General features: G+C 53.1%; 21 protein-coding genes and 2 tRNA genes. 17 read left to right on the forward strand and 6 right to left on the reverse strand.

Features of this window, described 5'->3' with window-relative positions:
- Window positions 1-634 precede the first annotated feature (634 nt).
- The 3 genes from putA to DBY86_RS10315 form a co-directional block, all read right to left on the reverse strand.
- On the reverse strand, window positions 635-4,240 hold the full coding sequence (putA, locus tag DBY86_RS10300) for a bifunctional proline dehydrogenase/L-glutamate gamma-semialdehyde dehydrogenase PutA (protein ID WP_107819934.1): 3,606 nt from the start codon (window positions 4,238-4,240) through the stop codon (window positions 635-637).
- 250 nt (window positions 4,241-4,490) lie between these two features.
- Window positions 4,491-6,017 (reverse strand): sodium/proline symporter PutP, encoded by a 1,527-nt coding sequence (putP, locus tag DBY86_RS10310; protein WP_107819899.1) that lies wholly within the window; start codon window positions 6,015-6,017, stop codon window positions 4,491-4,493.
- Window positions 6,018-6,236: 219 nt separating this feature from the next.
- On the reverse strand, window positions 6,237-6,443 hold the full coding sequence (locus DBY86_RS10315) for a hypothetical protein (protein WP_107819900.1): 207 nt from the start codon (window positions 6,441-6,443) through the stop codon (window positions 6,237-6,239).
- A gap of 54 nt (window positions 6,444-6,497) precedes the next feature.
- Here DBY86_RS10315 and DBY86_RS10320 point away from each other — a divergent pair, with 54 nt between their 5' ends.
- From DBY86_RS10320 to DBY86_RS10340, 5 genes are all read left to right on the forward strand, one after another.
- The gene (locus tag DBY86_RS10320) at window positions 6,498-6,818 is read left to right on the forward strand and encodes an accessory factor UbiK family protein (RefSeq protein ID WP_003750274.1); all 321 of its coding nucleotides are present in this window, start codon (window positions 6,498-6,500) and stop codon (window positions 6,816-6,818) included.
- Between the two features lie 13 nt (window positions 6,819-6,831).
- On the forward strand, window positions 6,832-8,328 hold the full coding sequence (locus DBY86_RS10325; RefSeq protein ID WP_107819901.1) for a YifB family Mg chelatase-like AAA ATPase: 1,497 nt from the start codon (window positions 6,832-6,834) through the stop codon (window positions 8,326-8,328).
- A gap of 103 nt (window positions 8,329-8,431) precedes the next feature.
- Window positions 8,432-9,295, forward strand: coding sequence for a cell division protein FtsN (gene ftsN, locus DBY86_RS10330; protein WP_192883300.1), 864 nt, complete (start codon window positions 8,432-8,434; stop codon window positions 9,293-9,295).
- A 2-nt stretch (window positions 9,296-9,297) separates the two neighbouring features.
- Window positions 9,298-9,942: a thiol:disulfide interchange protein DsbA/DsbL gene (locus DBY86_RS10335; RefSeq protein ID WP_107819903.1), complete on the forward strand. Its 645-nt coding sequence runs from the start codon at window positions 9,298-9,300 to the stop codon at window positions 9,940-9,942.
- A 32-nt stretch (window positions 9,943-9,974) separates the two neighbouring features.
- The gene (locus DBY86_RS10340; RefSeq protein ID WP_107819904.1) at window positions 9,975-10,796 is read left to right on the forward strand and encodes an undecaprenyl-diphosphate phosphatase; all 822 of its coding nucleotides are present in this window, start codon (window positions 9,975-9,977) and stop codon (window positions 10,794-10,796) included.
- 185 nt (window positions 10,797-10,981) lie between these two features.
- Here DBY86_RS10340 and DBY86_RS10345 read toward each other — a convergent pair.
- From DBY86_RS10345 to DBY86_RS10355, 3 genes are all read right to left on the reverse strand, one after another.
- Window positions 10,982-11,057: transfer RNA gene (locus DBY86_RS10345), tRNA-Ala, on the reverse strand.
- 7 nt (window positions 11,058-11,064) lie between these two features.
- Window positions 11,065-11,141 (reverse strand) — tRNA-Met (locus DBY86_RS10350).
- A 131-nt stretch (window positions 11,142-11,272) separates the two neighbouring features.
- Entirely contained in the window at window positions 11,273-12,421 is a 1,149-nt protein-coding gene (locus DBY86_RS10355; RefSeq protein WP_199901092.1) for a class I SAM-dependent methyltransferase, read from the reverse strand.
- Between the two features lie 349 nt (window positions 12,422-12,770).
- On the opposite strand from DBY86_RS10355, the gene mraZ reads away from it, so the two are divergent.
- The 12 genes from mraZ to murG all read left to right on the forward strand — a co-directional run bounded on the left by mraZ (window position 12,771) and on the right by murG (window position 25,703).
- Complete coding sequence (mraZ, locus tag DBY86_RS10360) at window positions 12,771-13,226, forward strand: division/cell wall cluster transcriptional repressor MraZ (protein WP_003676745.1); 456 nt, start codon at window positions 12,771-12,773, stop codon at window positions 13,224-13,226.
- Window positions 13,223-14,182, forward strand: coding sequence for a 16S rRNA (cytosine(1402)-N(4))-methyltransferase RsmH (gene rsmH, locus DBY86_RS10365; protein WP_107819906.1), 960 nt, complete (start codon window positions 13,223-13,225; stop codon window positions 14,180-14,182). Before mraZ ends, rsmH begins: the two co-directional genes overlap by 4 nt.
- Window positions 14,183-14,204: 22 nt before the next feature.
- The gene (gene ftsL, locus DBY86_RS10370; protein WP_003676740.1) at window positions 14,205-14,468 is read left to right on the forward strand and encodes a cell division protein FtsL; all 264 of its coding nucleotides are present in this window, start codon (window positions 14,205-14,207) and stop codon (window positions 14,466-14,468) included.
- A gap of 66 nt (window positions 14,469-14,534) precedes the next feature.
- Window positions 14,535-16,283 (forward strand): peptidoglycan D,D-transpeptidase PBP2, encoded by a 1,749-nt coding sequence (penA, locus tag DBY86_RS10375; RefSeq protein ID WP_107819907.1) that lies wholly within the window; start codon window positions 14,535-14,537, stop codon window positions 16,281-16,283.
- Window positions 16,284-16,307: 24 nt separating this feature from the next.
- Complete coding sequence (locus DBY86_RS10380; RefSeq protein WP_107819908.1) at window positions 16,308-17,786, forward strand: UDP-N-acetylmuramoyl-L-alanyl-D-glutamate--2,6-diaminopimelate ligase; 1,479 nt, start codon at window positions 16,308-16,310, stop codon at window positions 17,784-17,786.
- Between the two features lie 64 nt (window positions 17,787-17,850).
- Complete coding sequence (locus tag DBY86_RS10385; protein ID WP_107819909.1) at window positions 17,851-19,209, forward strand: UDP-N-acetylmuramoyl-tripeptide--D-alanyl-D-alanine ligase; 1,359 nt, start codon at window positions 17,851-17,853, stop codon at window positions 19,207-19,209.
- Between the two features lie 2 nt (window positions 19,210-19,211).
- Window positions 19,212-19,388, forward strand: coding sequence for a hypothetical protein (locus DBY86_RS10390; RefSeq protein WP_107819910.1), 177 nt, complete (start codon window positions 19,212-19,214; stop codon window positions 19,386-19,388).
- A 246-nt stretch (window positions 19,389-19,634) separates the two neighbouring features.
- On the forward strand, window positions 19,635-20,717 hold the full coding sequence (gene mraY / locus DBY86_RS10400) for a phospho-N-acetylmuramoyl-pentapeptide-transferase (protein WP_002232826.1): 1,083 nt from the start codon (window positions 19,635-19,637) through the stop codon (window positions 20,715-20,717).
- Between the two features lie 119 nt (window positions 20,718-20,836).
- Window positions 20,837-21,757, forward strand: coding sequence for a tetratricopeptide repeat protein (locus tag DBY86_RS10405; RefSeq protein WP_107819912.1), 921 nt, complete (start codon window positions 20,837-20,839; stop codon window positions 21,755-21,757).
- 89 nt (window positions 21,758-21,846) lie between these two features.
- Window positions 21,847-23,184, forward strand: a complete 1,338-nt coding sequence (gene murD, locus DBY86_RS10410; protein WP_107819913.1) for a UDP-N-acetylmuramoyl-L-alanine--D-glutamate ligase — start codon at window positions 21,847-21,849, stop codon at window positions 23,182-23,184.
- Between the two features lie 143 nt (window positions 23,185-23,327).
- The gene (locus tag DBY86_RS10420; RefSeq protein ID WP_159068585.1) at window positions 23,328-24,632 is read left to right on the forward strand and encodes a peptidoglycan glycosyltransferase FtsW; all 1,305 of its coding nucleotides are present in this window, start codon (window positions 23,328-23,330) and stop codon (window positions 24,630-24,632) included.
- A 3-nt stretch (window positions 24,633-24,635) separates the two neighbouring features.
- Window positions 24,636-25,703: an undecaprenyldiphospho-muramoylpentapeptide beta-N-acetylglucosaminyltransferase gene (gene murG / locus DBY86_RS10425; RefSeq protein WP_107819914.1), complete on the forward strand. Its 1,068-nt coding sequence runs from the start codon at window positions 24,636-24,638 to the stop codon at window positions 25,701-25,703.
- Window positions 25,704-25,713 lie beyond the last annotated feature (10 nt).

Here is a 25,713-nt window from a genome sequence, read left to right on the forward strand (position 1 = left end):
ACAGGCGCGGGGCGGGCGCAGGGAAATGCCCGAACCGTCATTCCCGACAACACCGTAATCTTGAAACCCGTCATTCCCGCGCAGGCGGGAATCCAGACCTGTCCGCACAGAAACTTATCGGATAAAACAGTTTCTTCAACCCTACGCTCTAGATTCCCGTTTTCACGGGAATGACGAAAAGTTGCGGGAATCTAAAAACCCAACGCTGCAAGATTTATCAGAAACAACTGAAACCGAACGGACTGGATTCCCGCCTGCGCGGGAATGACGGGATTTGGGTTTCTATTTTGGTTTTCTGTTTTCGTAGGAGCGATGGAATAAAAGAAGTTGGAATAACGAAGCAAAAAACGTGATGGTGATGCGATTTGGGCTTGTGCAGGTAATCAACGTTAAGTTGTGCGAATGACGAAATATAGTGGATTAACAAAAACCGGTACGGCGTTGCCTCGCCTCAGCTCAAAGAGAACGATTTTCTAAGGTGCTGAAGCACCAAGTGAATCGGTTCCGTACTATTTGTACTGTCTGCGGCTTCGTCGCCTTGTCCTGATTTTTGTTAATCCACTATAAAAATGCCGTCTGAAAGGTTTTCAGACGGCATTTGTTCACGGGCCGCGCTCGGGCGGTTTTGGCAAAATCAGTCGGCGACCGCCATCAGGCTGGCGTTGCCGCCGGCGGCTGTGGTGTTGACGCTGCAAGAGATTTCTTCAAACACTTGCAGGATGTCGAGTCCGTTTTCCGAAGGGAGGACGCGGATGAGTGCGCCGTCGTGGGCGGCAAGTTCCTGTTTGCGCGCGCTGTCCAAAGGAGACAGGGCGGCAACGTGGCTGATGCCGGCGGTTTCGGGTTTGCCGTTGACCAGCAGCAGGCCTTCCAGGTCGGCGGTGTAGGAAGCCAAGGGGCTGTCGGGTTCGACCACTGCCTGTACGCCGGAGGCGGCAAGTTCGGTCAGTGCGGCAAAGGCTTGAACCGTGCTGCCGCCGTGTATCCAAACGCGTTTGGGCGCGTGCCATGAGATGCTGTTGCGCTCGCCGGTCGGGCCGGTAAGGACGGTTTCGGCACGGCGCAGGGTGCGGATGCGGGCGTGTCCCAAAGCGGCCGCTGCGGCTTTTTTCTCTTCGGCGTTGAACGGCAGTTTGTGAACCAGTGTTTCGAGGCGTTTGAGCGCGGCTTCGTCCGCCTGTCCGATTTGGCTCAGGGTCGGGGCAACCCATTCGGGGATGCGGGTCAGTTTTTGCAGGTAGAACGAACCGCCTGCTTTGGGGCCTGTGCCGGACAGACCGTGTCCGCCGAAAGGCTGTACGCCGACGACTGCGCCGACGATGTTGCGGTTGACGTAAACGTTGCCGGCTTCGATGCGGCTGCGGATGTGGCGTACCGTGCCTTCGATGCGGCTGTGTACGCCGTGGGTCAGGGCGTAGCCTTTGCTGTTGATTTGGTCGATGACGCTGTCGAGTTCGTCGGCGCGGTAGCGGACGACGTGCAGGACGGGGCCGAAGACTTCGCGTTGCAGTTCGTTGAGGTTGTTCAGCTCAAACAGGATGGGGCGAACGAACGTGGATTTTTCGGAATCGACATCGGCGGCGGTTTTGACTTCGTGGTAGGACTTGGCAACGCCTTTCATTTTGTTGATGTGGTTCAACAGGTTTTGCTGCGCTTCGGCATCGATGACGGGACCTACGTCGGTAGTGAGCTGAACGGGTTTGCCGACGACCAATTCGTCCATCGCGCCTTTGATGATGGCGAGCATCTTGTCGGCGACATCTTCTTGAACGCAAAGGATGCGAAGGGCGGAGCAGCGTTGTCCTGCGCTGTCGAAGGCGGAGTTCAATACGTCGGCGCAGACTTGTTCGGCAAGTGCGGTGGAATCGACAATCATGGCGTTTTGTCCGCCGGTTTCGGCAATCAGGACGGGATTGTCGCCGCGTTTGGCAAGGGCTTTGTTAATCAGGCGCGCCACTTCGGTCGAGCCTGTGAAAATCACGCCGCCGATGCGTGGATCGCCTGTCAGCGCCGCGCCGACATCGCCTGCGCCGAGGACAAGTTGCAAGGCGGAAGTCGGGATACCCGCTTCGTGCATCAGGGAAACGGCGTAACCGGCAATCAGGCTGGTTTGTTCGGCAGGTTTGGCGATGACGGTGTTGCCTGCCGCCAATGCGGAAACGACTTCGCCGGTAAAGATGGCGAGCGGGAAGTTCCACGGGCTGATGGCGACAATCGCGCCGACGGCTTTTGCGTCTTGAGGCAGGGTGTGTTCGGCTTCGTTTGCGTAGTAGCGGCAGAAATCGACGGCTTCGCGCACTTCGGCAATGGCGTTGTTCAGCGTTTTGCCTGCTTCGCGCACGGCAAGCATCATCAGCGCGGGGGTGTGCTGTTCGAGCAGGTCGGCGAAACGGCGCAGGCAGGCGGCGCGCTCGGCGGCAGGTGTCGCACTCCATTCGGGGAACGCGGCAACGGCTGCGCCAACCGCTTCTTGGGCAAGCGCGGCATCGGCAAAGCTGACCGTACCGACAACATCGCCGTGGTCGGCAGGGTTTTTAATCGGTTGCGCTTCGCCGACATCGCGGGCTTTGCCGTTGACGATGGATGCGGCGTGGAAGTCTTGCGCGGCGGCTTTGTTCATCTGTTCTTGAAGCTGCTGCAATACGTTTTCGTTGCTCAAGTCCACGCCTTGCGAGTTCAGACGGCATTTGCCGTACAAATCGCGCGGCAGCGGCAGGGCGTTGTGCAGGTGGATGCCCTGTTCGGCGATGGTGTCGAACGGGCTTTTAATCAGGCGGTCGATGCTGATGTTTTCATCAACGATTTGGTTGACGAAAGACGAGTTCGCGCCGTTTTCCAACAGGCGGCGCACCAAGTAGGCGAGCAGGGTTTCGTGCGTACCGACCGGGGCGTACACGCGCACGCGGCGGCCTAAGTTTTGCGGGCCGACCACTTGGTCGTACAGGGTTTCGCCCATGCCGTGCAGGCATTGGTGTTCAAAGTCTTTGCCTTTGCCCATTTGGTAGATTGCGCCCAAGGTGTAAGCGTTGTGGGTGGCGAATTGCGGGAACACGGCATCTTGCGCGGAAAGCAGTTTGCGCGCGCAGGCGAGGTAGGAAATGTCGGTATGCACTTTGCGGGTGTAGGTCGGATAGCCGTTCAAGCCGTCCACTTGCGCCCATTTGATTTCGCTGTCCCAATACGCGCCTTTGACGAGGCGGATCATCAGTTTTTGGTTGTTGCGGCGGGCAAGGTCGATCAGGTAGTCGATGACGAAGGGGCAGCGTTTTTGGTAGGCTTGGACAACGAAACCGATGCCTTTGTAGCCTGCCAAATCGGGGTCGGAAACGAGTGCCTCCATCAAATCCAAAGACAGCTCCAAGCGGTTGGCTTCTTCGGCATCGATATTGATACCGATATCGTATTTTTTACCCAAAAGGAACAATTCTTTCAGGCGCGGCAACAGTTCTCCCATCACGCGGCCGTGTTGGGCGCGCGAGTAGCGCGGATGGATGGCGGAGAGTTTGACGGAAATGCCGTTGCCTTCGTAAACGCCTTGGCCTGCGGCATCTTTGCCGATGGCGTGGATGGCTTCGACATAGTCGCGGTAGTAGCGGTCGGCATCGGCTTGGGTGTAGGCGGCTTCGCCCAACATATCGAAGGAGAAGCGGTAGCCCATTTTTTCGCGTTCTTTGCCGTTTTGCAGGGCTTCTTCAATGGTTTGTCCGGTGACGAACTGTTTGCCCAACAGGCGCATTGCGTAATTCACGCCTTGGCGGATGAGCGGTGCGCCGCCTTTGCTGATCAGGCGGCTGAGTGCGGAACTCATTTGTTTGTCGTTTGTGGCGGTCAGTTTGCCGGTAATCAGCAGACCCCAGGCGGCGGCGTTGACGAAGAGGGAAGGGCTGTTGTTCAAATGGCTTTTCCAGTTGCCGTCTGAAATCTTGTCGGCAATCAGGCGGTCGCGCGTGGCGTTGTCGGGGATACGCAGCAGGGCTTCTGCCAGACACATCAGCGCGATGCCTTCTTCACTGGAGAGTGAAAACTCGTGCATCAGCGCATCTACGCCGCCGGCTTTGGTGCGGCCGGCGCGGACTTGAGTAACCAAACGGCGGGCAAGTTCGGAGGCGGAGTTGCGCTCTTCGTCGCTCATCTGTGCACGTTGCAACATATCCTGTACGGCTTCGATTTCATTACGGCGGTAGGCATCGGTTATCGCTTGGCGCAGGGCAGTTTGTGCCGGAAATGCAAAATGAAACATTTTTTGGATTCTCCAAAGTTTTTCGGGGGGTTCAGACGGCATCGGTGCGGCCTGAATACGGTAATATCGTAATAAATCCACAGATGAAATACAAGGCTTCAAATGCGGGCAGGGTAGGTGCTTCCGTTTCTTTGAAAATGAAACGGGTAAAACACAAATAAGGCCTGTATGCAGGCAAGGTTTATTTGTGTTTGACCCGGAAACGGGTTCAGACGGCACGAACCGGGATGCCGTGCCGTCTGAAAGGGGTTTATCGGGCGGCGCGGTAATCTGCGTCGGCTTTTTCAAAGCGTTCTTGGATTTCGCGCGAAGGTTCTTTGTTGAACAGGGAAACCAACACGGCAACGATCAAGCAAACAATAAAGCCCGGCACGATTTCGTACATCGTCAACAGGCCGCTTTCTCCTGCCGCTTGAGCCGGTTTTTTCACCCATTCCGCCCACACAACAACGGTTAACGCACCTGCAACCATACCCGACAACGCGCCGTAGGCAGTGATGCGTTTCCACAATACGGACAGAATCACAATCGGGCCGAACGCCGCACCGAAACCTGCCCACGCGTAAGACACCAGTCCCAATACTTTGCTGTTCGGATCGGAAGCAATCAGGATGGAAATCACGGCAATCGCCAAGACCATCAGCCGGCCGACCCATACCAGTTCCGACTGTTGCGCGTTTTTACGCAAAAAGCCTTTGTAGAAGTCTTCGGTAATCGCGCTGGAGCAAACCAAAAGCTGGCAGGACAGGGTGGACATCACCGCCGCCAAAATCGCGCTCAAAATAATACCGGCGATCCAAGGGTTGAACAGCAGGGTGGAAAGCGCGATGAAGATGCGTTCGTGGTTGCCGCTCATAGAAGAAACTTTGTCGGGGTTTGCACCGAAATACGCAATGCCGAAATAACCGACCGCTACCGCGCCCGCAAGGCACAACGCCATCCAAGTCATACCGATGCGGCGTGCGGATACCAGCGATTTCGCGCTTTCGGCGGCCATAAAGCGCGCCAAAATGTGCGGCTGTCCGAAATAGCCCAAGCCCCATGCGGCGGTGGAAATGATGCCGATGACGGTCGTACCGGCAAACAGGCTGCCGTATTCTTTGCCCGTGCCTGCGGCGACGCTTTGAATCGCGGCAGACATTTGTTCCGCGCCGCCCAAGCCCAGATAGACCATCACCGGCGTTAAAATCAGGGCGAAAATCATCAAAGATGCTTGCAGCGTATCCGTCCAGCTTACCGCCAAGAAGCCGCCCAAGAAGGTATAGGCGATGGTCGCACCCGCGCCCAGCCACATTGCCTGATTGTAAGTCATACCTTCAAACAGGCTTTGGAACAGGGTTGCGCCCGCCACAATGCCCGAGGCGCAATAAATCGTGAAGAAAAACAGGATAATCAATGCGGAAACCACTTTCATCAAGTGTCCGCCCGCGCCGAAGCGGTGGAAGAAATAATCCGGCAGCGTCAGCGCATTGTTGGCATATTCGGTATGCACGCGCAGGCGGCCCGCCACCAAGAGCCAGTTGAAATACGCGCCGACCAAGAGGCCGATGGCAATCCAGGCTTCGTTCAAACCGCTCAGGTAAATCGCGCCCGGCAGCCCCATCAAAAGCCAGCCGGACATATCGGACGCGCCCGCCGACATCGCCGTAACGAACGGACCCAGGCTGCGGCCGCCCAAAATATAATCGTCGAAATTGCGCGTGGAAAAATAAGCGGCAAGCCCGATGAGAAGGACTGCAACCAGATAGATTGCAAAAGTGATGTACATGGGATTCATGTGCTATTCCTCGTCTAAAACTTCAGAATTACAGGCTTTGAAATTGCAAGCAACTTGCGCCTGAAATGTTTTTCTAATAAAAGTACAACTGAAAATCCGGACACCCGAAAGGGGATTCGGATAAATTATCTTCAATCACAATAAGATATGTAATGAAATCACATGAAATTGTAAATAATTTGGTTCAGCATAACCCAAATTTTTTTGTTTGCAAAGCACTTAATGGCTTAAAAAGCCGAGTTTGAAACGATGCGCATCGGAAAAATCATTTAAAACAGCATATTGTTTTGTAGTGTCTTGTAATCGGGCGTTGCGCGGAATATGAAATCCGTTTTCAGACGGCAGGTGTCTTGAAGTGTAATTTAGCAACCGCAAAGGGGGGCGGTATGTTTTGACGATTATCCACCGCCCGTTTTCAGACGGCATTTTTCCTTATACAATAGCCGCTTGAATTTGATATGTTCAGGAAGGATACAGATAATGTTCGGCAAGCAGCTTTTTGAAGAAGTCGGCTCGAAAATCAGCGAAACCATCGCCAACAGCCCTGCCAAAGATGTGGAAAAAAATATTAAGGCGATGCTGGGCGGCGCGTTCAACCGTATGGATTTGGTTACGCGCGAAGAATTCGACATCCAGCAGCAGGTTTTGATTAAAACCCGTACCAAACTGGCGGCTTTGGAAGCGCGTCTGGCGAAACTCGAAGCCGCGCAAAATCCCGAACGGGCAGCATTGGAAGCGGCTGAAGCCGCTGCCGAAGAAGCCGTCGCCGAAATCAGGCAGCAAACCGCAGCCGGCGAATAAGGCCGTCTGAAATATGTCGCTTGCCTTGGTTTACAGCCGCGCCTTGAGCGGTATGAATGCGCCGTTGGTCGAAGTGGAAGCCCACCTTGCCAACGGCCTGCCGCATTTCAACATCGTCGGACTGCCCGATACGGAAGTAAAGGAAAGCCGCGACCGCGTCCGCGCCGCCATCATCCAAAGCGGTTTCGAGTTCCCGGCCAAAAAAATCACCGTCAACCTCGCCCCCGCCGACCTGCCCAAAGAATCGGGACGTTTCGACCTGCCGATTGCAATCGGCATCCTTGCCGCATCTGGGCAGGTTGTGCCCGAAAAGCTGGCGGAATACGAGTTTGCGGGGGAATTGGCACTGTCGGGGTTGTTGCGCCCCGTGCGCGGCGCGTTGGCGATGGCGTGGCAGGGTATGCAGGCAAAACGTGCATTTGTTTTGCCTGAAGAAAACGCAGGACAAGCCGCCGTGATGCGCGGCATTACCGTTTACGGCGCGCGCTCTTTGGGCGAAGTCGCCGCTCATTTGAACGGTATCGAACCTTTGGCGCAAACCGAATGCCAAGTTCCTCAGATGCCGTTTGAAAACACCAAATTGCCCGACCTCGTCGATGTCAAGGGTCAGCATACCGCGCGCCTCGCTTTGGAAATTGCCGCCGCAGGCGGACACAGCCTTTTGATGATGGGTCCGCCGGGAACGGGCAAATCCATGCTTTCCCAACGGCTGCCCGGCATCCTGCCGCCTTTGACCGAAGACGAATTGGTCGAAGTGTGGGCATTGCGTTCGCTCCTGCCCAACCATCAACAGCAGCTCGACAACCACCGCCCCTTCCGCAGCCCGCACCACAGCGCGAGTTCGGCGGCTATGGTCGGCGGCGGTTCTGATCCGCGTCCGGGCGAAATTTCATTGGCGCATCACGGCGTTTTGTTTTTGGACGAGCTGCCCGAGTTTGACCGCAAAGTTTTGGAAGTTTTGCGCGAACCTTTGGAAAACGGTGAAATCCACATTTCCCGCGCGGCGCGTCAAGCCGTCTATCCGGCGAAATTCCAGCTTGTCGCCGCCATGAACCCTTGTCCGTGCGGTTATCTCGGGCATCCTGTCAAACCCTGCCGCTGCACGCCCGAAAGCGTCGCGCGTTACCGCAGCAAGATTTCCGGTCCGCTGCTCGACCGCATCGATTTGATCATCGAAGTCCCCAGCCTGTCCGCCGCCGAACTGATGCAGCAGGAAGCAGGGGAAAGCAGTGCCGTCGTGTTGGCGCGCGTGATTGCCGCCCGCGACAAACAATACGCGCGGCAAGGCAAAGTGAATGCCGCCTTGAGCGTCAGTGAACTCGACACGTCCGCCCGCATCCAAAAAGAAGCGCAGGAAGCCTTGGGCAGCCTGTTGGAAAAACTCTCCCTCTCCGCCCGCAGCTTCCACCGCATCATGCGCGTGGCGCGTACGTTGGCGGATTTGGCAGGCGACGAAGAAGTCGGCAGAAGCCATGTTATGAAAGCCGTGGGCTTCCGTCGTGCTTTGTGAAAGGGTGTCGGGTCAGATTTTGCTCAAATATGGCAATATTGTTAGAATATCTGCCCGTACGCAAACGGTGTCAATGCCGTCTGAAATACATTAAGGTATGTTTATGAACAAATTTTCTCAATCCGGAAAAGGTCTGTCCGGTTTCTTCTTCGGTCTGATACTGGCAACAGTCATTATTGCCGGTATTTTGTTTTATCTGAACCAGAGCGGTCAAAATGCGTTCAAAATCCCGGCTCCGTCGAAGCAGTCTGCAGAAACGGAAATCCTGAAACCGAAAAACCAGCCTAAGGAAGACATCCGATCTGAACCGACCGATCAAAACGCCTTGTCCGAACCGGATGCTGCGAAAGAGTCAGAGCAGTCGGATGCGGAAAAAACTGCCGACAAGCAGCCCGTTGCCGACAAAGCCGACGAGGTTGAGGAAAAGGCGGGCGAGCCGGAGCGGGAAAAGTCGGACGGGCAGGCAGTGCGTAAGAAAGCACTGACGGAAGAACGTGAACAAACCGTCGGGGAAAAAGCGCAGAAGAAAGATGCCGAAACGGTTAAAAAACAAGCGGTAAAACCGTCTAAAGAAACAGAGAAAAAAGCTTCAAAAGAAGAGAAAAAGGCGGCGAAGGAAAAAGTTGCACCCAAACCGACCCCTGAACAAATCCTCAACAGCGGCAGCATCGAAAAAGCGCGCAGTGCCGCCGCCAAAGAAGTGCAGAAAATGAAAACGTCCGACAAGGCGGAAACAACGCATTATCTGCAAATGGGCGCGTATGCCGACCGCCGGAGCGCGGAAGGGCAGCGTGCCAAACTGGCAATCTTGGGCATATCTTCCAAAGTGGTCGGCTATCAGGCAGGAAGTAAAACGCTTTACCGCGTGCAAAGCGGCAATATGTCTGCCGATGCGGTGAAAAAAATGCAGGACGAGTTGAAAAAGCACGGGGTCGCCAGCCTGATCCGTGCGATTGAAGGCAAATAATTATGAAGCTCAAACATCTGTTGCCGCTGCTGCTTTCGGCAGTGTTGTCCGCACAGGCATATGCCCTGACGGAAGGGGAAGACTATCTTGTGTTGGATAAACCCATTCCTCAAGAACAGTCGGGCAAAATTGAGGTTTTGGAATTTTTCGGCTATTTCTGCGTACATTGTCATCATTTCGATCCTTTGTTATTGAAATTGGGCAAGGCATTGCCGTCTGATGCCTATTTAAGGACGGAGCACGTGGTCTGGCGACCTGAAATGCTCGGATTGGCCAGAATGGCGGCCGCCGTCAATTTGTCGGGTTTGAAATATCAGGCAAACCCTGCCGTGTTTAAAGCAGTTTACGAACAAAAAATCCGCTTGGAAAACAGGGCGGTTGCCGAAAAATGGGCTTTGTCACAAAAAGGCTTTGACGGCAAAAAACTGATGCGCGCCTATGATTCCCCCGAAGCTGCCGCCGCCGCATTAAAAATGCAGAAACTGACGGAACAATACGGTATTGACAACACGCCGACCGTTGTTGTCGGCGGAAAATACCGCGTCATCTTCAATAACGGCTTTGACGGCGGCGTTCATACGATTAAAGAATTGGTTGCCAAAGTCAGGGAAGAACGCAAGCGTCAGACCCCTGCTGTACAGAAATAGCCGAACTCCCGTATCCGAAAGAAGCACAAGCAATGGATTTTCTGATTGTCCTGAAAGCCCTGATGATGGGCTTGGTAGAAGGTTTTACCGAATTTTTACCGATTTCCAGCACCGGACATTTGATTGTGTTCGGCAATCTGATTGATTTTCACAGCAATCACAAGGTTTTTGAAATTGCCATCCAGCTCGGTGCGGTTTTGGCGGTAGTGTTTGAATACCGGCAGCGTTTCAACAATGTGTTGCACGGTTTGGGAAAAGACCGGAAAGCCAACCGCTTCGTCCTCAATCTTGCCATTGCTTTTATACCTGCCGCCGTGATGGGGCTGTTGTTCGGCAAACAGATTAAAGAACATCTGTTCAATCCTTTGAGTGTGGCGGTCATGCTGGTTTTGGGCGGTTTTTTTATTTTGTGGGTGGAGAAACGCCAAAGCCGGGCAGAGCCTAAAATTGCCGATGTCGATGCATTGCGTCCGATTGATGCGTTGATGATCGGCGTTGCCCAAGTGTTTGCACTGGTTCCGGGTACGTCCCGTTCGGGCAGTACGATTATGGGCGGGATGCTTTGGGGAATCGAGCGGAAAACGGCAACGGAGTTTTCATTTTTCTTGGCCGTTCCGATGATGGTTGCAGCAACGGCTTATGATGTCCTGAAACATTACCGATTTTTCACCCTGCATGATGTCGGTTTGATTCTGATAGGCTTTATTGCCGCTTTTGTTTCCGGTTTGGTGGCTGTAAAAGCATTGCTGAAGTTTGTTTCCAAGAAAAACTATATCCCGTTTGCCTATTACCGTATTGTTTTCGGTATTGCCATCATTATATTGTGGCTGTCGGGCTGGATAAGTTGGGAATGAAACCGTAAACCCGGCCTGAAGACATTATTCGGGTCGGGTTTGTCTGGCGGACTGATAAAATCAGGACGGGCGGGGCAATAGGTTTAAAGTCGATTATCTGTTTTGAAGGCAGTGGTTTGTTCTTTGTTTTCCGGCAATCAGGCAATAAAAAAGCACATACCTTTTACGGTCTGTGCTTTTTTATCTGGTGGAGGTAAGCGGGATCGAACCGCTGACCTCTTGCATGCCATGCAAGCGCTCTACCAACTGAGCTATACCCCCGAAAATCTGGTGGCGAATCAGGGACTCGAACCCCGGACACAAGGATTATGATTCCTCTGCTCTAACCGACTGAGCTAATTCGCCGTTTCGTGAAGTTGCTATTATATGTTTTTTTGTTTTTTTGACAAGCCGTATTTTTTAATTTTGAATTAGTTTCCTGTTTTTAAATGTTAAAAAGTTTATGCCGTCTGAAGCAGATTCAGACGGCATAAGGATTAGAGTTTGTGGCAGATGTCGCCAAAACAAAATCCTGTCCAATCGATATTGATATTTTTACCGAATGCGATGACTTTAAACAACTCTCCCATTTCATGTTGGTTGATTAGTTTTTGAACAGCGGCGGCTTCACGGATATAGGCTGCCGAATCCGTTTTCCCCGTCTGTGCCAATAGCTCGGTAATGCCCAGGTTCAATAAGAAATGGGATTGGGGAAGGTAACCTATCAAATCTAATCCGGCATCCGTCCCTGCTTGTGCAATGTCGGTAAAGTTGACATGTGCGGTCAGATCGGCCAATCCGATGAAGTCAAAAGGATTGTGGATAACGTGATGTCGGTAGTGTCCGATCAGAGTACCTTGATTGCGTTGAGGGTGGTAATACTGCGCTGCATCAAAACCGTAGTCGATGAATATCATGCAGCCGTGTTCGAGTCTTGAGGCAAGGGTGCGGATAAAGGCATATTGTTGCGGATGTAGTTCGCTGGTGTAGGGGGAACTTATTTTTGGGAAGTAGAGGGAAGCCAAGGCAGATAGCTGCAAGTCGTGCAGCGGTCGTGCCGAATAGGTAAAACGGTCATTATCCAGGCAAACGCCGACATGCTCGAATGAGCCGCCTTCATCTTTACGGATGATTTCGACAGGCATGGCATCGAGTACTTCGTTACCGATGATGATGCCGTCAAATGTTTCCGGAAGTGCAGATAAATGGACAATTTTTTGGGCGGCTTGAGGTGCGAGGGTCTGAATCAGGTCTTTCTGACGAGCAGCCAGTTCCGGCGATATTTCAATAATGTAGTAACGGTTAATGCCGTCTGAAAGGTTGTTTAACAAATCGGCGGCGAGTTGACCGGTCCCTGCACCGAATTCATAGATATTGCCTGCGGTTTGGGGTAGGAGTTCTTGAAGTTGGCGCGCCAGTGTGCGGGCAAACAGGGGGGTAAGGGTCGGGGAGGTAATAAAATCTCCGTTGTTACCGATTTTATGGCTGCCTCCGGTGTAATAGCCGTATTGAGGGGCATATAAAACCAGCTCCATAAAACGTGAAAATGGAATCCAATTTCCATACTTTTTGATTTCTTCGACAAGGAGGGTTTGAAGGTTGGCTGAGGATTGTTGCGCGGCAGGGTAGGGTAGGGGGAGGGTCATGATAAGTGTTATCTTTTGTAAATTTATTGAATTTCCGTACATGGTACACGTTGGTACGGTTACTGTCATGGTTTTATTTTAATACTATATATTGTAGTTAATTTATTAAATTTCTATTATATAGTAATTTATTTCTTTGGTTACTCTATACTGTGTACAACTTCCTGTTATTGGTGTTTTTTTATCTTATTGTTTTTAAAGGAGTTTAAAATTTCAGATATGTTAATGAAGTTTTCTGTCTTGATTTGACCGAGTGTTTAAAATTTCTTATAGTGTCGATTAGTGGGAGAATGTGGGTCAAAGTGTCTTCTTTGCCCTTATTTAATTTTAACTTCAACTTGGGACATCTATGTTCGGCGGCGCACATGAATTGAGTATCGACAGTAAAGGGCGGTTGGCGGTTCCTGCCAAATTCCGCGATATTCTGTCGCGCCTCTATACGCCTGCCGTGGTAGTAACGCTTGAGTCGAAGCATAAGCTGTTGATGTATCCTGTTGCAGAGTGGGAAAAGGTCGCGGCGCAACTTTTGAACTTAAAAGTGGCGGATAACCCTGTTTTACGACGGTTTCAAAATCTTCTGCTGCATAACGCGGAAATTTTGGAATGGGATAGTGCCGGTCGGGTATTGGTTCCTGCCGGGCTGAGGAAGAGGGTGGTTTTTGACCGTGAAGTTGTTCTGGTCGGGCGGGCCAACCGTTTGGAGCTTTGGGGTCGTGAGCAGTGGGAGGCCGAAATGGTTCAGGCTTTGGACGACGATCCTGGCGAACTTGCCTTCCAGTTGAGTCAGACGGATTTGCAATTGTGAGTGAAACAGAAAGTTACCGGCATATTACGGTTTTGCTGCATGAGGCTGTAGATGCGCTTGCCGTGCGCGAGGACGGTGTTTATGTGGACGGTACGTTCGGCAGGGGAGGGCATTCCCGGCTGATTTTGTCGCGGTTGGGCGATGCGGGGCGGTTGATTGTTTTCGATAAAGACCCGCAGGCGATTGCTGTGGCAGAAGAGCTGGCGCGTTCGGACAAACGGGTCAGTGTCGTGCATGGAGGCTTTGCTTCTTTTCAGACGGCATTGGATGATTTGGGTATCGGCAAGGTGGACGGTGCGCTGTTTGATTTGGGGATTTCGTCTCCGCAAATCGATGACGGCAGCCGCGGTTTCAGCTTCCGTTTCGATGCCCCTTTGGATATGCGTATGGATACGACGCGCGGTATGTCTGCCGCAGAGTGGATAGCGGTTGCGTCGGAACAGGATTTGCACGAGGTAATCAAGAATTATGGTGAAGAGCGGTTTAGCCGTCAGATTGCGCGCGCCATTGTTGCACAACGGACAGAAAATCCCATTGATACAACCAGCAAGTTGGCGAAGATTGCGGCGGAAAACGTCCGTACTCGTGAGCGGGGGCAAGATCCTGCAACACGTACCTTCCAGGCGGTCCGCATCTTTATTAACCGTGAACTCGAAGAGGTAGAGGCGGTATTGCCGCAGGTGATGTGCCGTCTTAAAGAGGGAGGACGCTTGGCAGTTATCGCGTTCCATTCTTTGGAAGATCGGATTGTGAAGCAGTTTGTCAGGAAATATTCCCAACACGCACCCTTGCCGCGTTGGGCTGCAGTAAGGGAAGCTGATTTGCCAGAGCCACCCCTGAAGGCTGTAGGTAAGGCCGTTAAGCCCTGCGAGGAAGAGACGGTTGCTAATCCGAGGGCGAGAAGTGCGGTTTTGCGTGTGGCGGAACGGACTACCGGCCCGATACCGGGACGATAACAGAGAAAACATCTGAATAACAATGAATAAATTGAATTTTCTTCTTCTGATTGCGGTTTGTATTTCGGCTTTTTCCGTAGTGATTCAGCAAAACCAGTACAGGCTTAACTTTACGGCTTTGTATAAGGCGAAAAAGCAGGAAATCGCTTTGGAGCAGAACTATGCGCAACTAAGGCTGCAACAGGCGCGGTTGGCGAATCATGAAGCGATTAGGTCGGCGGCAGAAAAACAAAATCTCCGTCCGCCGGTTTCAGGTAATACCTTTATGGTGGAACATCAAAAATAGAAGTAACCTATCTGCTGGAATCAGGTTCCGGCAGTAGGGCGGTAACATAAAATAACGAGAAGTAACATGTTGATTAAGAGCGAATATAAGCCCCGGATGCTTTCTAAGGAAGAGCAGGTTAAAAAACCGTTGACCAGTGACGGGCGGATTAGTTTCGTCTTGCTGGCGATGGCGGTTTTGTTTGCCGGTTTGATAGTTCGTGGCTTGTATCTTCAAACAGTAACGTATAACTTCTTAAAAGATCAGGGTGATAACCAGATTGTACGGACTCAGGTGTTGCCGGCTACACGCGGTACGATTGAGGACAGGAACGGTGCGGTTTTGGCATTGAGTGCACCTACAGAATCTCTGTATGCCGTTCCCAAAGATATGGAGGAGATGCCGACTGCGGCGCAATTGGAACATCTTTCCGAGCTTATCGATGTTCCGGTCGATGTTTTAAGGAGCAAACTTGATCAGAAAAACAAATCGTTTATCTGGATCAAGCGTCAGCTCGACCACAAGCTTGCCGAAGAGGTGGAAGCCTTAGGTTTGAAACATTTTGCATTTCAAAAGGAATTAAAACGCCATTACCCGATGGGTAACCTTTTTGCACATGTCATCGGATTTACCGATATTGACGGCAAAGGTCAGGAAGGTTTGGAACTTTCGCTTGAAGACAGTTTGCATGCTGGAGAAGGTGCGGAAGTCGTATTGCGGGATCGGGAAGGCAATATTGTGGACAGTTTGGATTCTCCGCGTAATAAAGCCCCGCAAAACGGCAAAGACATTATTCTTTCTCTGGATCAGAGGATTCAGACTTTGGCTTATGAAGAGTTGAATAAGGCGGTCGAATACCATCAGGCAAAAGCCGGAACAGTGGTAGTGTTGGATGCCCGTACTGGGGAAATCCTCGCCTTGGTCAATACGCCTGCCTATGAGCCCAACAAACCCGGTCAGGCAGACAGCGAACAGAGGCGTAACCGTGCCGTTACCGACATGATCGAGCCCGGTTCGGCAATAAAGCCCTTTGTCATTGCGAAAGCACTGGATGCGGAGAAAACCAATTTGAACGAGAGGTTGAATACGCAGCCTTATAAAATTGGTCCGGCTCAGGTGCGCGATACCCATGTTTATCCTTCTTTGGATGTGCGCGGTATCATGCAGAAATCTTCCAATGTCGGTACAAGCAAACTGTCTGCACGATTCAGTTCGAAAGAAATGTATGATTTGTATCATGAATTGGGCATCGGTGTGCGTATGCATTCCGGTTTTCCGGGAGAAAGTGCGGGCGCGTTGCGTAATTGGCAAAAATGGCGGCCTATCGAACAGGCAACCATGTCTTTCGGTTATGGTCTTCAGTTGAGCCTGCTGCAATTGGCACGGGCCTATACCGTGTTGACACATGACGGTGTTTTGTTGCCGGTCAGCTTTGAGAAGCAGGCGGTTGCGCCGCAAGGCAAACGTATATTTAAAGCATCGACCGCACGTCAGGTGCGTGAGTTGATGGTTTCTGTAACCGAACCCGGCGGTACGGGTACGGCGGGTGCGGTAGATGGTTTCGACGTCGGCGCAAAAACCGGTACGGCGCGTAAGTTGGTCAACGGGCGTTACGTCGATTACAAACACGTTGCCACTTTCATCGGTTTTGCACCTGCCAAAAATCCCCGTGTGATTGTGGCGGTAACCATCGACGAACCGACTGCAAACGGTTACTACGGCGGCGTAGTGACAGGTCCGGTCTTCAAACAAGTCATGGGTGGCAGCCTGAACATCTTGGGCGTTTCTCCGACCAAGCCTCTGACCAATGTTGCAGCCGTCAAAACACCGTCTTAATCCGAGTATCAACGAGATTATTTTATGTTCAGCAAGTTAACCCCTTTAGCTGAAACCAACATTCCGCCTCTGCTGTGTGCAAACGCAGCAGGGCGTTTGTTGCATTCAGACAGCCGTCAAATTAAACAAGGTGATATTTTCGTTGCCTGTCAGGGCGAATATACCGACGGCCGCAGTTATATCCCCGCAGCCATTGCCAACGGCGCGGCTTTTGTTTTTTGGGACGACGACGGTAAATTCGCGTGGAATCCCGAATGGAAAGTCCCCAATCAAGGGATTAAGGATTTGAAACACCGTGCCGGTATGTTGGCGGCGCAAGTTTACGGCAACGTTTCAGGCGGCCTTAAAGTTTGGGGCGTAACCGGAACCAACGGCAAAACCTCTATCACACAATGGCTGGCGCAGGCCGCCGATTTGTTGGGCGAAAAAACCGCCATTATCGGCACGGTCGGCAACGGCTTTTGGGGTGCATTGGAAGAAACCACGCACACCACCCCCGCCCCCGTCGATGTCCAAACCCTGCTCTACCGTTTCCGCCGGCAAGGTGCAACAGCCGCCGCGATGGAAGTCTCCAGCCACGGGCTTGACCAGTCGCGCGTCAACGGTGTGCCATTCCGCAGCGCAATCTTTACCAACCTCACCCGAGACCACCTCGACTACCACGGCACGATGGAAGCCTACGGCGCTATCAAGTCGCGCCTGTTTTACTGGCAAGGCTTGAAACACGCAGTCATCAATACCGATGACGGATACGGCGCGGAACTCGTATGCCGTCTGAAAAAAGACTGTCCCGATTTAGCCGTTTACAGTTACGGCTTCAGCGAACACGCCGACATCCGCATTGTTCATTTCACCGCTTCTTCAGACGGCATAGCAGCCGTATTCCAAACCCCGTGGGGCGAAGGACGCTGTCGCACGCGCCTGCTCGGACGGTTCAACGCGCAAAACCTCGCCGCCTGCATCGCCTTGCTGTGCGCCAACGGCTATCCGCTTGATAAAGTATTGGATGTGCTGGCAAAAATCCGCCCTGCTTCGGGACGTATGGACTGCATCATGAACAGCGGCAAGCCCTTGGTCGTCGTCGATTACGCCCACACGCCCGACGCATTGGAAAAAGCACTCTCCACCTTGCAGGAAATCAAACCGCAGGGCGCGGCTTTGTGGTGCGTATTCGGCTGCGGCGGCAACCGCGACCGCGGCAAACGCCCGTTGATGGGCGCGGCGGCCGTACAGGGGGCGGATAAAGTCGTCGTTACCAGCGACAACCCGCGCTTGGAAAATCCGCAAGACATCATCAACGACATCCTGCCTGCCGTTCCCGCGCCCGAATGTGTCGAAGCCGACCGCGCCGCCGCCATCCGTTACGCAGTCGGACGTGCCGCCGCAAACGACATTATTCTGATTGCCGGAAAAGGGCATGAGAACTATCAGGATGTACAGGGCGTGAAGCACCATTTTTCCGATTTTGAAATCGCAGAAAAAGCATTGGCAGAGCTGGGATAGGGCATATCAAAAATGTTCAGGCGGTCTTAATTAAAACCATCTGAAAAAACAAACGGAAGAAATCATGAAACCACTAGATTTAAACTTCATCTGCCAAGCTCTCAAGCTTCCGATGCCGTCTGAAAACAAACCCGTGTCGCGCATCGTAACCGACAGCCGCGACATACGCGCGGGCGATGTGTTTTTCGCATTGGCGGGCGAGCGGTTTGACGCGCATGATTTTGTCGAAGACGTATTGGCTGCGGGTGCGGCGGCGGTTGTGGTTTCGCGGGAAGATTGCGCGTCTTTGAAAGGCGCTTTGAAAGTCGATGACACGCTTGCCGAATTGCAAACACTGGCAAAGGCTTGGCGTGAAAATGTGAACCCGTTTGTGTTCGGCATTACCGGTTCGGGCGGCAAGACGACGGTGAAGGAAATGCTGGCTGCGGTATTGCGCCGCCGTTTCGGCGATGATGCCGTGTTGGCGACTATGGGTAATTTCAACAACCATATTGGGCTGCCGCTGACTTTGTTGAAATTAAACGAAAAACACCGCTATGCAGTCATCGAAATGGGCATGAACCATTTCGGCGAACTGGCGGTTTTGACGCAAATTGCCAAACCTGATGCCGCCTTGGTCAACAACGCCCTGCGCGCTCATGTCGGTTGCGGTTTCGACGGAGTGGGCGATATTGCCAAAGCGAAAAGCGAGATTTATCAAGGCTTATGTTCAGACGGCATGGCACTGATTCCTCAAGAAGATGCCAATATGGCCGTGTTCAAAACGGCAACGCTTAATTTGAATACGCGCACTTTTGGCATCGATAGCGGCGATGTCCATGCGGAAAATATCGTGCTGAAACCTTTGTCGTGCGAATTTGATTTGGTGTGCGGCGACGAACGCGCAGCCGTGGTGCTGCCTGTTCCCGGCCGCCACAATGTCCACAACGCCGCCGCTGCCGCCGCGCTGGCTTTGGCTGCGGGTTTGGGTTTGAACGATGTGGCGGAAGGTTTGAAAGGTTTCAGCAATATCAAAGGCCGTCTGAACGTCAAATCCGGCATCAAAGGCGCGACCCTGATTGATGATACCTACAATGCGAATCCCGACAGTATGAAAGCCGCGATTGACGTGTTGGCGCGTATGCCTGCGCCGCGTATTTTCGTGATGGGCGATATGGGCGAACTGGGCGAGGACGAAGCAGCCGCCATGCACGCCGAAGTCGGCGCGTATGCCCGCGACCAAGGCATCGAAGCGGCTTATTTTGTCGGCGACAACAGCGTCGAAGCGGCGGAAACATTTGGTGCAGACGGTTTGTGGTTCGCCGCCAAAGACCCGTTGATTCAAGTGTTGCGCCACGATTTGCCCGAACGCGCCACCGTGTTGGTGAAAGGTTCGCGCTTTATGCAGATGGAAGAAGTGGTCGAGGCATTGGAGGATAAGTGAAAATGAAAAGCCGACGTTTTTTTAAAGCCTTATTGCTGATTGCCGCACTGGTCGGCGCGTTTTATGCCGGAATGCGGACGCAGGCGTATCTTTATGAAGATTTATGTTTAGACTTGGGCGGCGGCAAAAATCCGGGGAGTTACCCGATTTGCGTGATTGAGAAAGTCTCTGCCCGATAATCGCCACACGCCGTCTGAAACCTTGCCGGGCGGCAAGCCAACCTCAAACGGGCGCAAGCCCGATGTATAGTGGATTAACAAAAATCAGGACAAGGCGGCGAAGCCGCAGACAGTACAGATAGTACGGAACCGATTCACTTGGTGCTTGAGCACCTTAGAGAATCGTTCTCTTTGAGCTAAGGCGAGGCAACGCCGTACCGGTTTTTGTTAATCCACTATAACGACAAAACAAAAAAAGGAAGCCCCATGTTTTTATGGCTCGCACATTTCAGCAACTGGTTAACCGGCCTGAATATTTTTCAATACACCACATTCCGCGCCGTCATGGCGGCGTTGACCGCCTTGGCGTTTTCCCTGATGTTCGGCCCGTGGACGATACGCAGGCTGACCGCGCTCAAATGCGGGCAGGCAGTGCGTACCGACGGCCCGCAAACCCACCTCGTCAAAAACGGCACGCCGACGATGGGCGGTTCGCTGATTTTGACCGCCATTACCGTGTCGACTTTATTGTGGGGCAACTGGGCGAACCCGTATATCTGGATTCTCTTGGGCGTACTGCTTGCCACCGGTGCGCTCGGTTTTTACGACGACTGGCGCAAAGTCGTCTATAAAGACCCCAACGGCGTGTCCGCCAAATTCAAAATGGTGTGGCAGTCAAGCGTTGCCATTATCGCCGGTTTGGCATTGTTTTACCTTGCCGCCAATTCCGCCAACAATATTTTGATTGTCCCGTTCTTCAAACAAATCGCCCTGCCGCTGGGCGTGGTCGGCTTTTTGGTGTTGTCTTACCTGACCATCGTCGGCACATCCAACGCCGTCAACCTCACCGACGGCTTGGACGGCCTTGCCGCCTTCCCCGTCGTCCTCGTTGCCGCCGGGCTCGCCATTTTCGCCTACGTCAGCGGACACTACCAATTTTCCCAATACCTCCAGCTTCCCTATGTCGCCGGCGCGAACGAAGTCGCTATATTCTGCACCGCCATGTGCGGCGCGTGCCTCGGATTTTTGTGGTTCAACGCCTATCCCGCGCAAGTCTTTATGGGCGATGTCGGCGCATTAGCATTGGGCGCGGCACTCGGTACCGTCGCCGTCATCGTCCGCCAAGAGTTTGTCCTCGTCATTATGGGCGGTCTGTTCGTCGTAGAAGCCGTGTCCGTTATGCTTCAGGTCGGCTGGTATAAGAAAACCAAAAAACGCATCTTCCTGATGGCGCCGATTCATCACCACTATGAACAAAAAGGCTGGAAAGAAACCCAAGTCGTCGTCCGCTTTTGGATTATCACCATCGTCTTAGTGTTAATCGGCTTGAGTACCCTCAAAATCCGCTGAACCTATGCCGTCTGAACGCCTTTCAGACGGCATTTGAACGCGCCTGCGGCGGCAATCTGTCCCGTCCTATCGTTAACGGCAGCTGAAAAACCGCCCCTCACCGAAATAGGAGAGAAAACATGAAACAGACAGTCAAATGGCTTGCAGCCGCCCTGATTGCCTTGGGCTTGAACCAAGCGGTGTGGGCGGATGGCGTATCGGATTTTCGGGAAACGCTTCAAGCTGCGGAGCAAGGGAATGCCGATGCCCAATATAATTTGGGTAATATGTATGCACAAGGGCAAGGAGTCCGTCAAGACGATGCACAGGCAACGCAGTGGTTTCGTAAGTCTGCAGAGCAAGGGAATGCTAAAGCCCAATTTAATTTAGGTCTGATGTATGCTAACGGGCAAGGAGTCCGTCAAGACGATGCACAGGCAGCGCAGTGGTTTCGTAAGTCTGCAGAGCAAGGGAATGCTAAAGCCCAATTTAATTTGGGCTTGATGTATGCCAACGGGCAAGGAGTCCGTCAAGACGATGCACAGGCAGTGCTGTGGTTTCGCAAGGCTGCAGAACAAGGGGTTGCCACTGCCCAATTCGGTTTGGGTGTGATGTATTACGAAGGCGAAGGCGTCCGTCAAGACTATGCACAGGCAGTACAGTGGTATCGTAGGGCTGCAGAACAAGGGTATGCCGATGCCCAAAATAATTTGGGTCTGATGTATGCTAATGGGCATGGAGTTCGTCAAGATTATGCACAGGCAGTGCAGTGGTATCGTAGGGCTGCGGAGCAAGGGAAGGCAGAAGCCCAAAATAATTTGGGTGAGATGTATTACAAAGGCGAAGGAGTTCGTCAGGATTATAAACAGGCAGTGCAGTGGTTTCGCAATGCGGCAGAACAAGGGGTTGACGAAGCCCAATTTTATTTGGGCATAATGTATTACAAAGGGCACGGCGTGCGCCAAGACCTTGCGCTCGCTCAAGAATGGCTTGGCAAAGCGTGTCAAAACGGATACCAAAAAGGCTGCGACAATTACCAACGCCTGAAGGCGGGTTATTGAACAGCTCGCGATGCCGTCTGAAAGCGGCTTGAGCAGGAGCGGACATCTCCCCCCCTGCACAATATGATTTGTTTTAGGACAAAACCAAAATGACGCTTGAAAACAAAAAAATCCTCGTCGCCGGACTAGGCGGCACGGGTATTTCCATGATTGCCTACCTGCGCAAAACCGGCGCGGAGGTAGCTGCTTATGATGCGGAGCTGAAAGCTGAACGCGTGTCGCAAATCGGTAAGATGTTTGACGGGCTGGTGTTTTACACGGGTCGTCTGAAAGATGCGTTGGACAACGGTTTCGATATTCTGGCGCTCAGTCCCGGCATCAGCGAGCGTCAGCCGGATATTGAGGCGTTCAAGCAAAGCGGCGGGCGCGTGTTGGGCGACATCGAATTGTTGGCGGACATTGTGAACCGCCGCGGCGACAAGGTGATTGCGATTACCGGCAGCAACGGCAAAACCACGGTAACGAGCCTGGTCGGCTATCTCTGCATCAAGTGCGGGCTGGATACCGTCATCGCGGGCAATATCGGCACGCCGGTTTTGGAGGCGGAATTGCAGCGCGAAGGCAAAAAGGCGGACGTGTGGGTGTTGGAGCTTTCCAGCTTCCAACTGGAAAACACCGAAAGCCTGCGCCCGACTGCGGCGACGGTACTGAACATTTCCGAAGACCATCTCGACCGCTACGACGACTTGCTCGACTACGCGCATACCAAGGACAAGATTTTCCGTGGCGATGGCGTGCAGGTTTTGAATGCGGACGATGCGTTCTGCCGCGCGATGAAGCGCGCCGGGCGCGATGTGAAATGGTTTTCGTTGGAACACGAAGCCGATTTTTGGTTGGAACGCGAGACAGGCCAACTGAAACAAGGCGATGAAGATTTGATTGCCACGCAAGACATCCCGCTGCAAGGCTTACACAACGCCGCCAACGTTATGGCTGCCGTGGCTTTGTGCGAGGCCGTCGGTTTGCCGCGCGAAGCATTGCTGGAACACGTTAAAACCTTCCAAGGCCTGCCGCACCGCGTGGAAAAAATCGGCGAGAAAAACGGCGTGGTATTCATCGACGACAGCAAAGGCACGAACGTCGGTGCGACCGCCGCCGCGATTGCCGGTTTGCAAAATCCGCTCTTCGTGATTTTGGGCGGCATGGGCAAAGGGCAGGACTTCACGCCCCTGCGCGACGCGCTTGCCGGCAAGGCGAAAGGCGTGTTCCTGATCGGCGTCGATGCGCCGCAAATCCGCCGCGATTTGGACGGCTGCGGTCTGAATATGACCGACTGCGCCACTTTGGAAGAAGCCGTTCAGACGGCATACTCCCAAGCCGAAGCGGGCGATATTGTGCTGCTCAGCCCCGCCTGCGCGAGCTTTGATATGTTCAAAGGCTACGCGCACCGTTCGGAAGTGTTTATCGAGGCGTTCAAGGTTTTGTGATGCCGTCTGAAACGCAAACGCCGTCATTGTTGGGCGGGAAGGAAAGATTTAGAATATTAATTGGGGATGTATCGCATGTTCGGACGGCATTATCTGCCGTCTGAAATTTTTGCCCTTCGCGGCAGATGCAAACAGAATGACAGGTGGTTTTTTTGAAGATTTCGGACATATTGGTAAAGGTGGGGAGCGGTATCCACACTCTGCTGCTCGACAGGCAGATTGTGCGCGACGGCAGGAAATTCGACACGCCGCTTTTGTGGATGTTGGTGTTGATGACGGTATTCAGCCTGCTGATGATTTATTCGGCTTCGGTGGATTCGGCGGTACGCGAAGGCGGCAGCCAATTCGGCTATGTCGGCAAACAGGCGGCGTATGTAGCAGGCAGTGCGTTCTTATGCGGTTGCTTTAGCCTTTTGAAGATGAAAACGTGGCGGTGGCTGGTGCCGTGGATATTCGCCAGTTCGGTTATGTTGTTGGTTGCTGTACTGCTTGTCGGCAATGAAGTCAATGGTGCGAAACGTTGGATTCCCTTGGTGATAGTCAATTTCCAACCGACCGAGTTATTTAAGTTGGCGGTCATCTTGTATCTGGCCAGCCTGTTTACCCGCCGTGAAGAAGTGTTGCGCAGTATGGAGCACCTCGGCTGGCGGTCGATTTGGCGGGGGACGGCCAATCTGGCTATGTCTTTCACCAATCCTCAGGCGCGCCGCGAAACCAAAGAAATGTATAACCGCTTCCGGTCGATTATCCTGCCTATCATGCTGGTGGCCTTCGGCTTGACGCTGGTGATGTTCCAGCCGGATTTCGGTTCGTTTGTCGTGATTACCGTCATTACTGTCGGGTTGCTGTTCCTTGCGGGTTTGCCGTGGAAATATTTTTTCATTCTGGTAGGCAGTGTTTTGAGCGGGATGGTGCTGATGATTGCCGCCGCCCCTTACCGTATGCAAAGGGTGCTGACCTTTCTCGACCCTTGGCAGGACAAACAGAACACAGGCTATCAGCTTACCCAGTCGCTGATGGCGATCGGGCGAGGCGACTGGTTCGGTATGGGTTTGGGGGCAAGTTTGAGCAAACGCGGGTTTCTGCCGGAAGCGCATACCGATTTTATTTTCGCCATTATTGCCGAAGAATTTGGTTTCTTCGGTATGTGTGTGCTGGTGTTCTGTTATGGTTGGCTGGTCATACGCGCGTTTTCCATTGGTAAACAGGCGCGTGATTTGGGGTTGACCTTCAATGCCTATATCGCTTCGGGTATCGGTATTTGGATCGGTATCCAAAGTTTCTTCAATATCGGCGTGAATATCGGCGCGTTGCCGACCAAAGGTCTGACGCTGCCGCTGATTTCTTACGGCGGTTCGGCAGTGGGGGTAATGTTTTTCAGTATTATGCTGCTGTTGCGCATCGATTATGAAAACCGCCGGAAAATGCGCGGTTACCAAGAGGAGTAAATCATGGGCGGTAAAACCTTCATGCTGATGGCGGGCGGTACCGGTGGTCATATTTTCCCTGCGCTGGCGGTGGCGGATTCGTTGCGCGCGCGCGGCCATCATGTGATTTGGCTGGGCAGTAAGGATTCGATGGAAGAGCGTATCGTGCCGCAATACGATATTCCGCTTGAAACGCTGGCGATTAAGGGCGTACGCGGCAACGGCATCAAACGCAAGCTAATGCTGCCGTTTACTTTGTATCAAACCGTCCGCGAGGCGCAGCGGATTATCCGCAAACACCGTGTCGAGTGCGTCATCGGCTTCGGTGGCTTCGTTACCTTCCCCGGCGGTTTGGCGGCGAAGCTCTTGGGCGTGCCGATTGTGATTCACGAGCAAAACGCCGTAGCTGGTTTGTCCAACCGCCACTTGTCGCGCTGGGCAAAGCGGGTGTTGTACGCTTTTCCGAAAGCGTTCAGCCACGAAGGCGGTTTGGTCGGTAACCCCGTCCGCGCCGATATTAGCAACCTGCCCGTGCCTGCCGAACGCTTCCAAGGGCGTGAAGGCCGTCTGAAAATTTTGGTGGTCGGCGGCAGTTTGGGTGCAGACGTTTTGAACAAAACCGTACCGCAGGCATTGGCTTTGCTGCCCGACAATGCGCGTCCGCAGATGTACCACCAATCGGGACGGGGCAAGCTGGGCAGCTTGCAGGCGGATTACGACGCGCTGGGCGTGAAGGCCGAATGCGTGGAATTTATTACCGATATGGTATCCGCCTACCGCGATGCCGATTTGGTGATTTGCCGTGCCGGCGCGCTGACGATTGCCGAGTTAACTGCGGCAGGGTTGGGCGCGTTGTTAGTGCCGTATCCTCACGCCGTTGATGACCATCAAACCGCCAACGCGCGTTTTATGGTGCAGGCGGAGGCGGGATTGCTGTTGCCGCAAACCCAATTGACAGCGGAAAAACTCGCCGAAATCCTCGGCAGCCTGAACCGCGAAAAATGCCTCAAATGGGCAGAAAACGCCCGTACATTGGCACTGCCGCACAGCGCGGACGACGTTGCCGAAGCCGCGATTGCGTGTGCGGCGTAAACTGCCGAAC

The organism is Neisseria bergeri, from assembly GCA_003044455.1.
Classification (GTDB): Bacteria; Pseudomonadota; Gammaproteobacteria; order Burkholderiales; family Neisseriaceae; genus Neisseria; species Neisseria bergeri.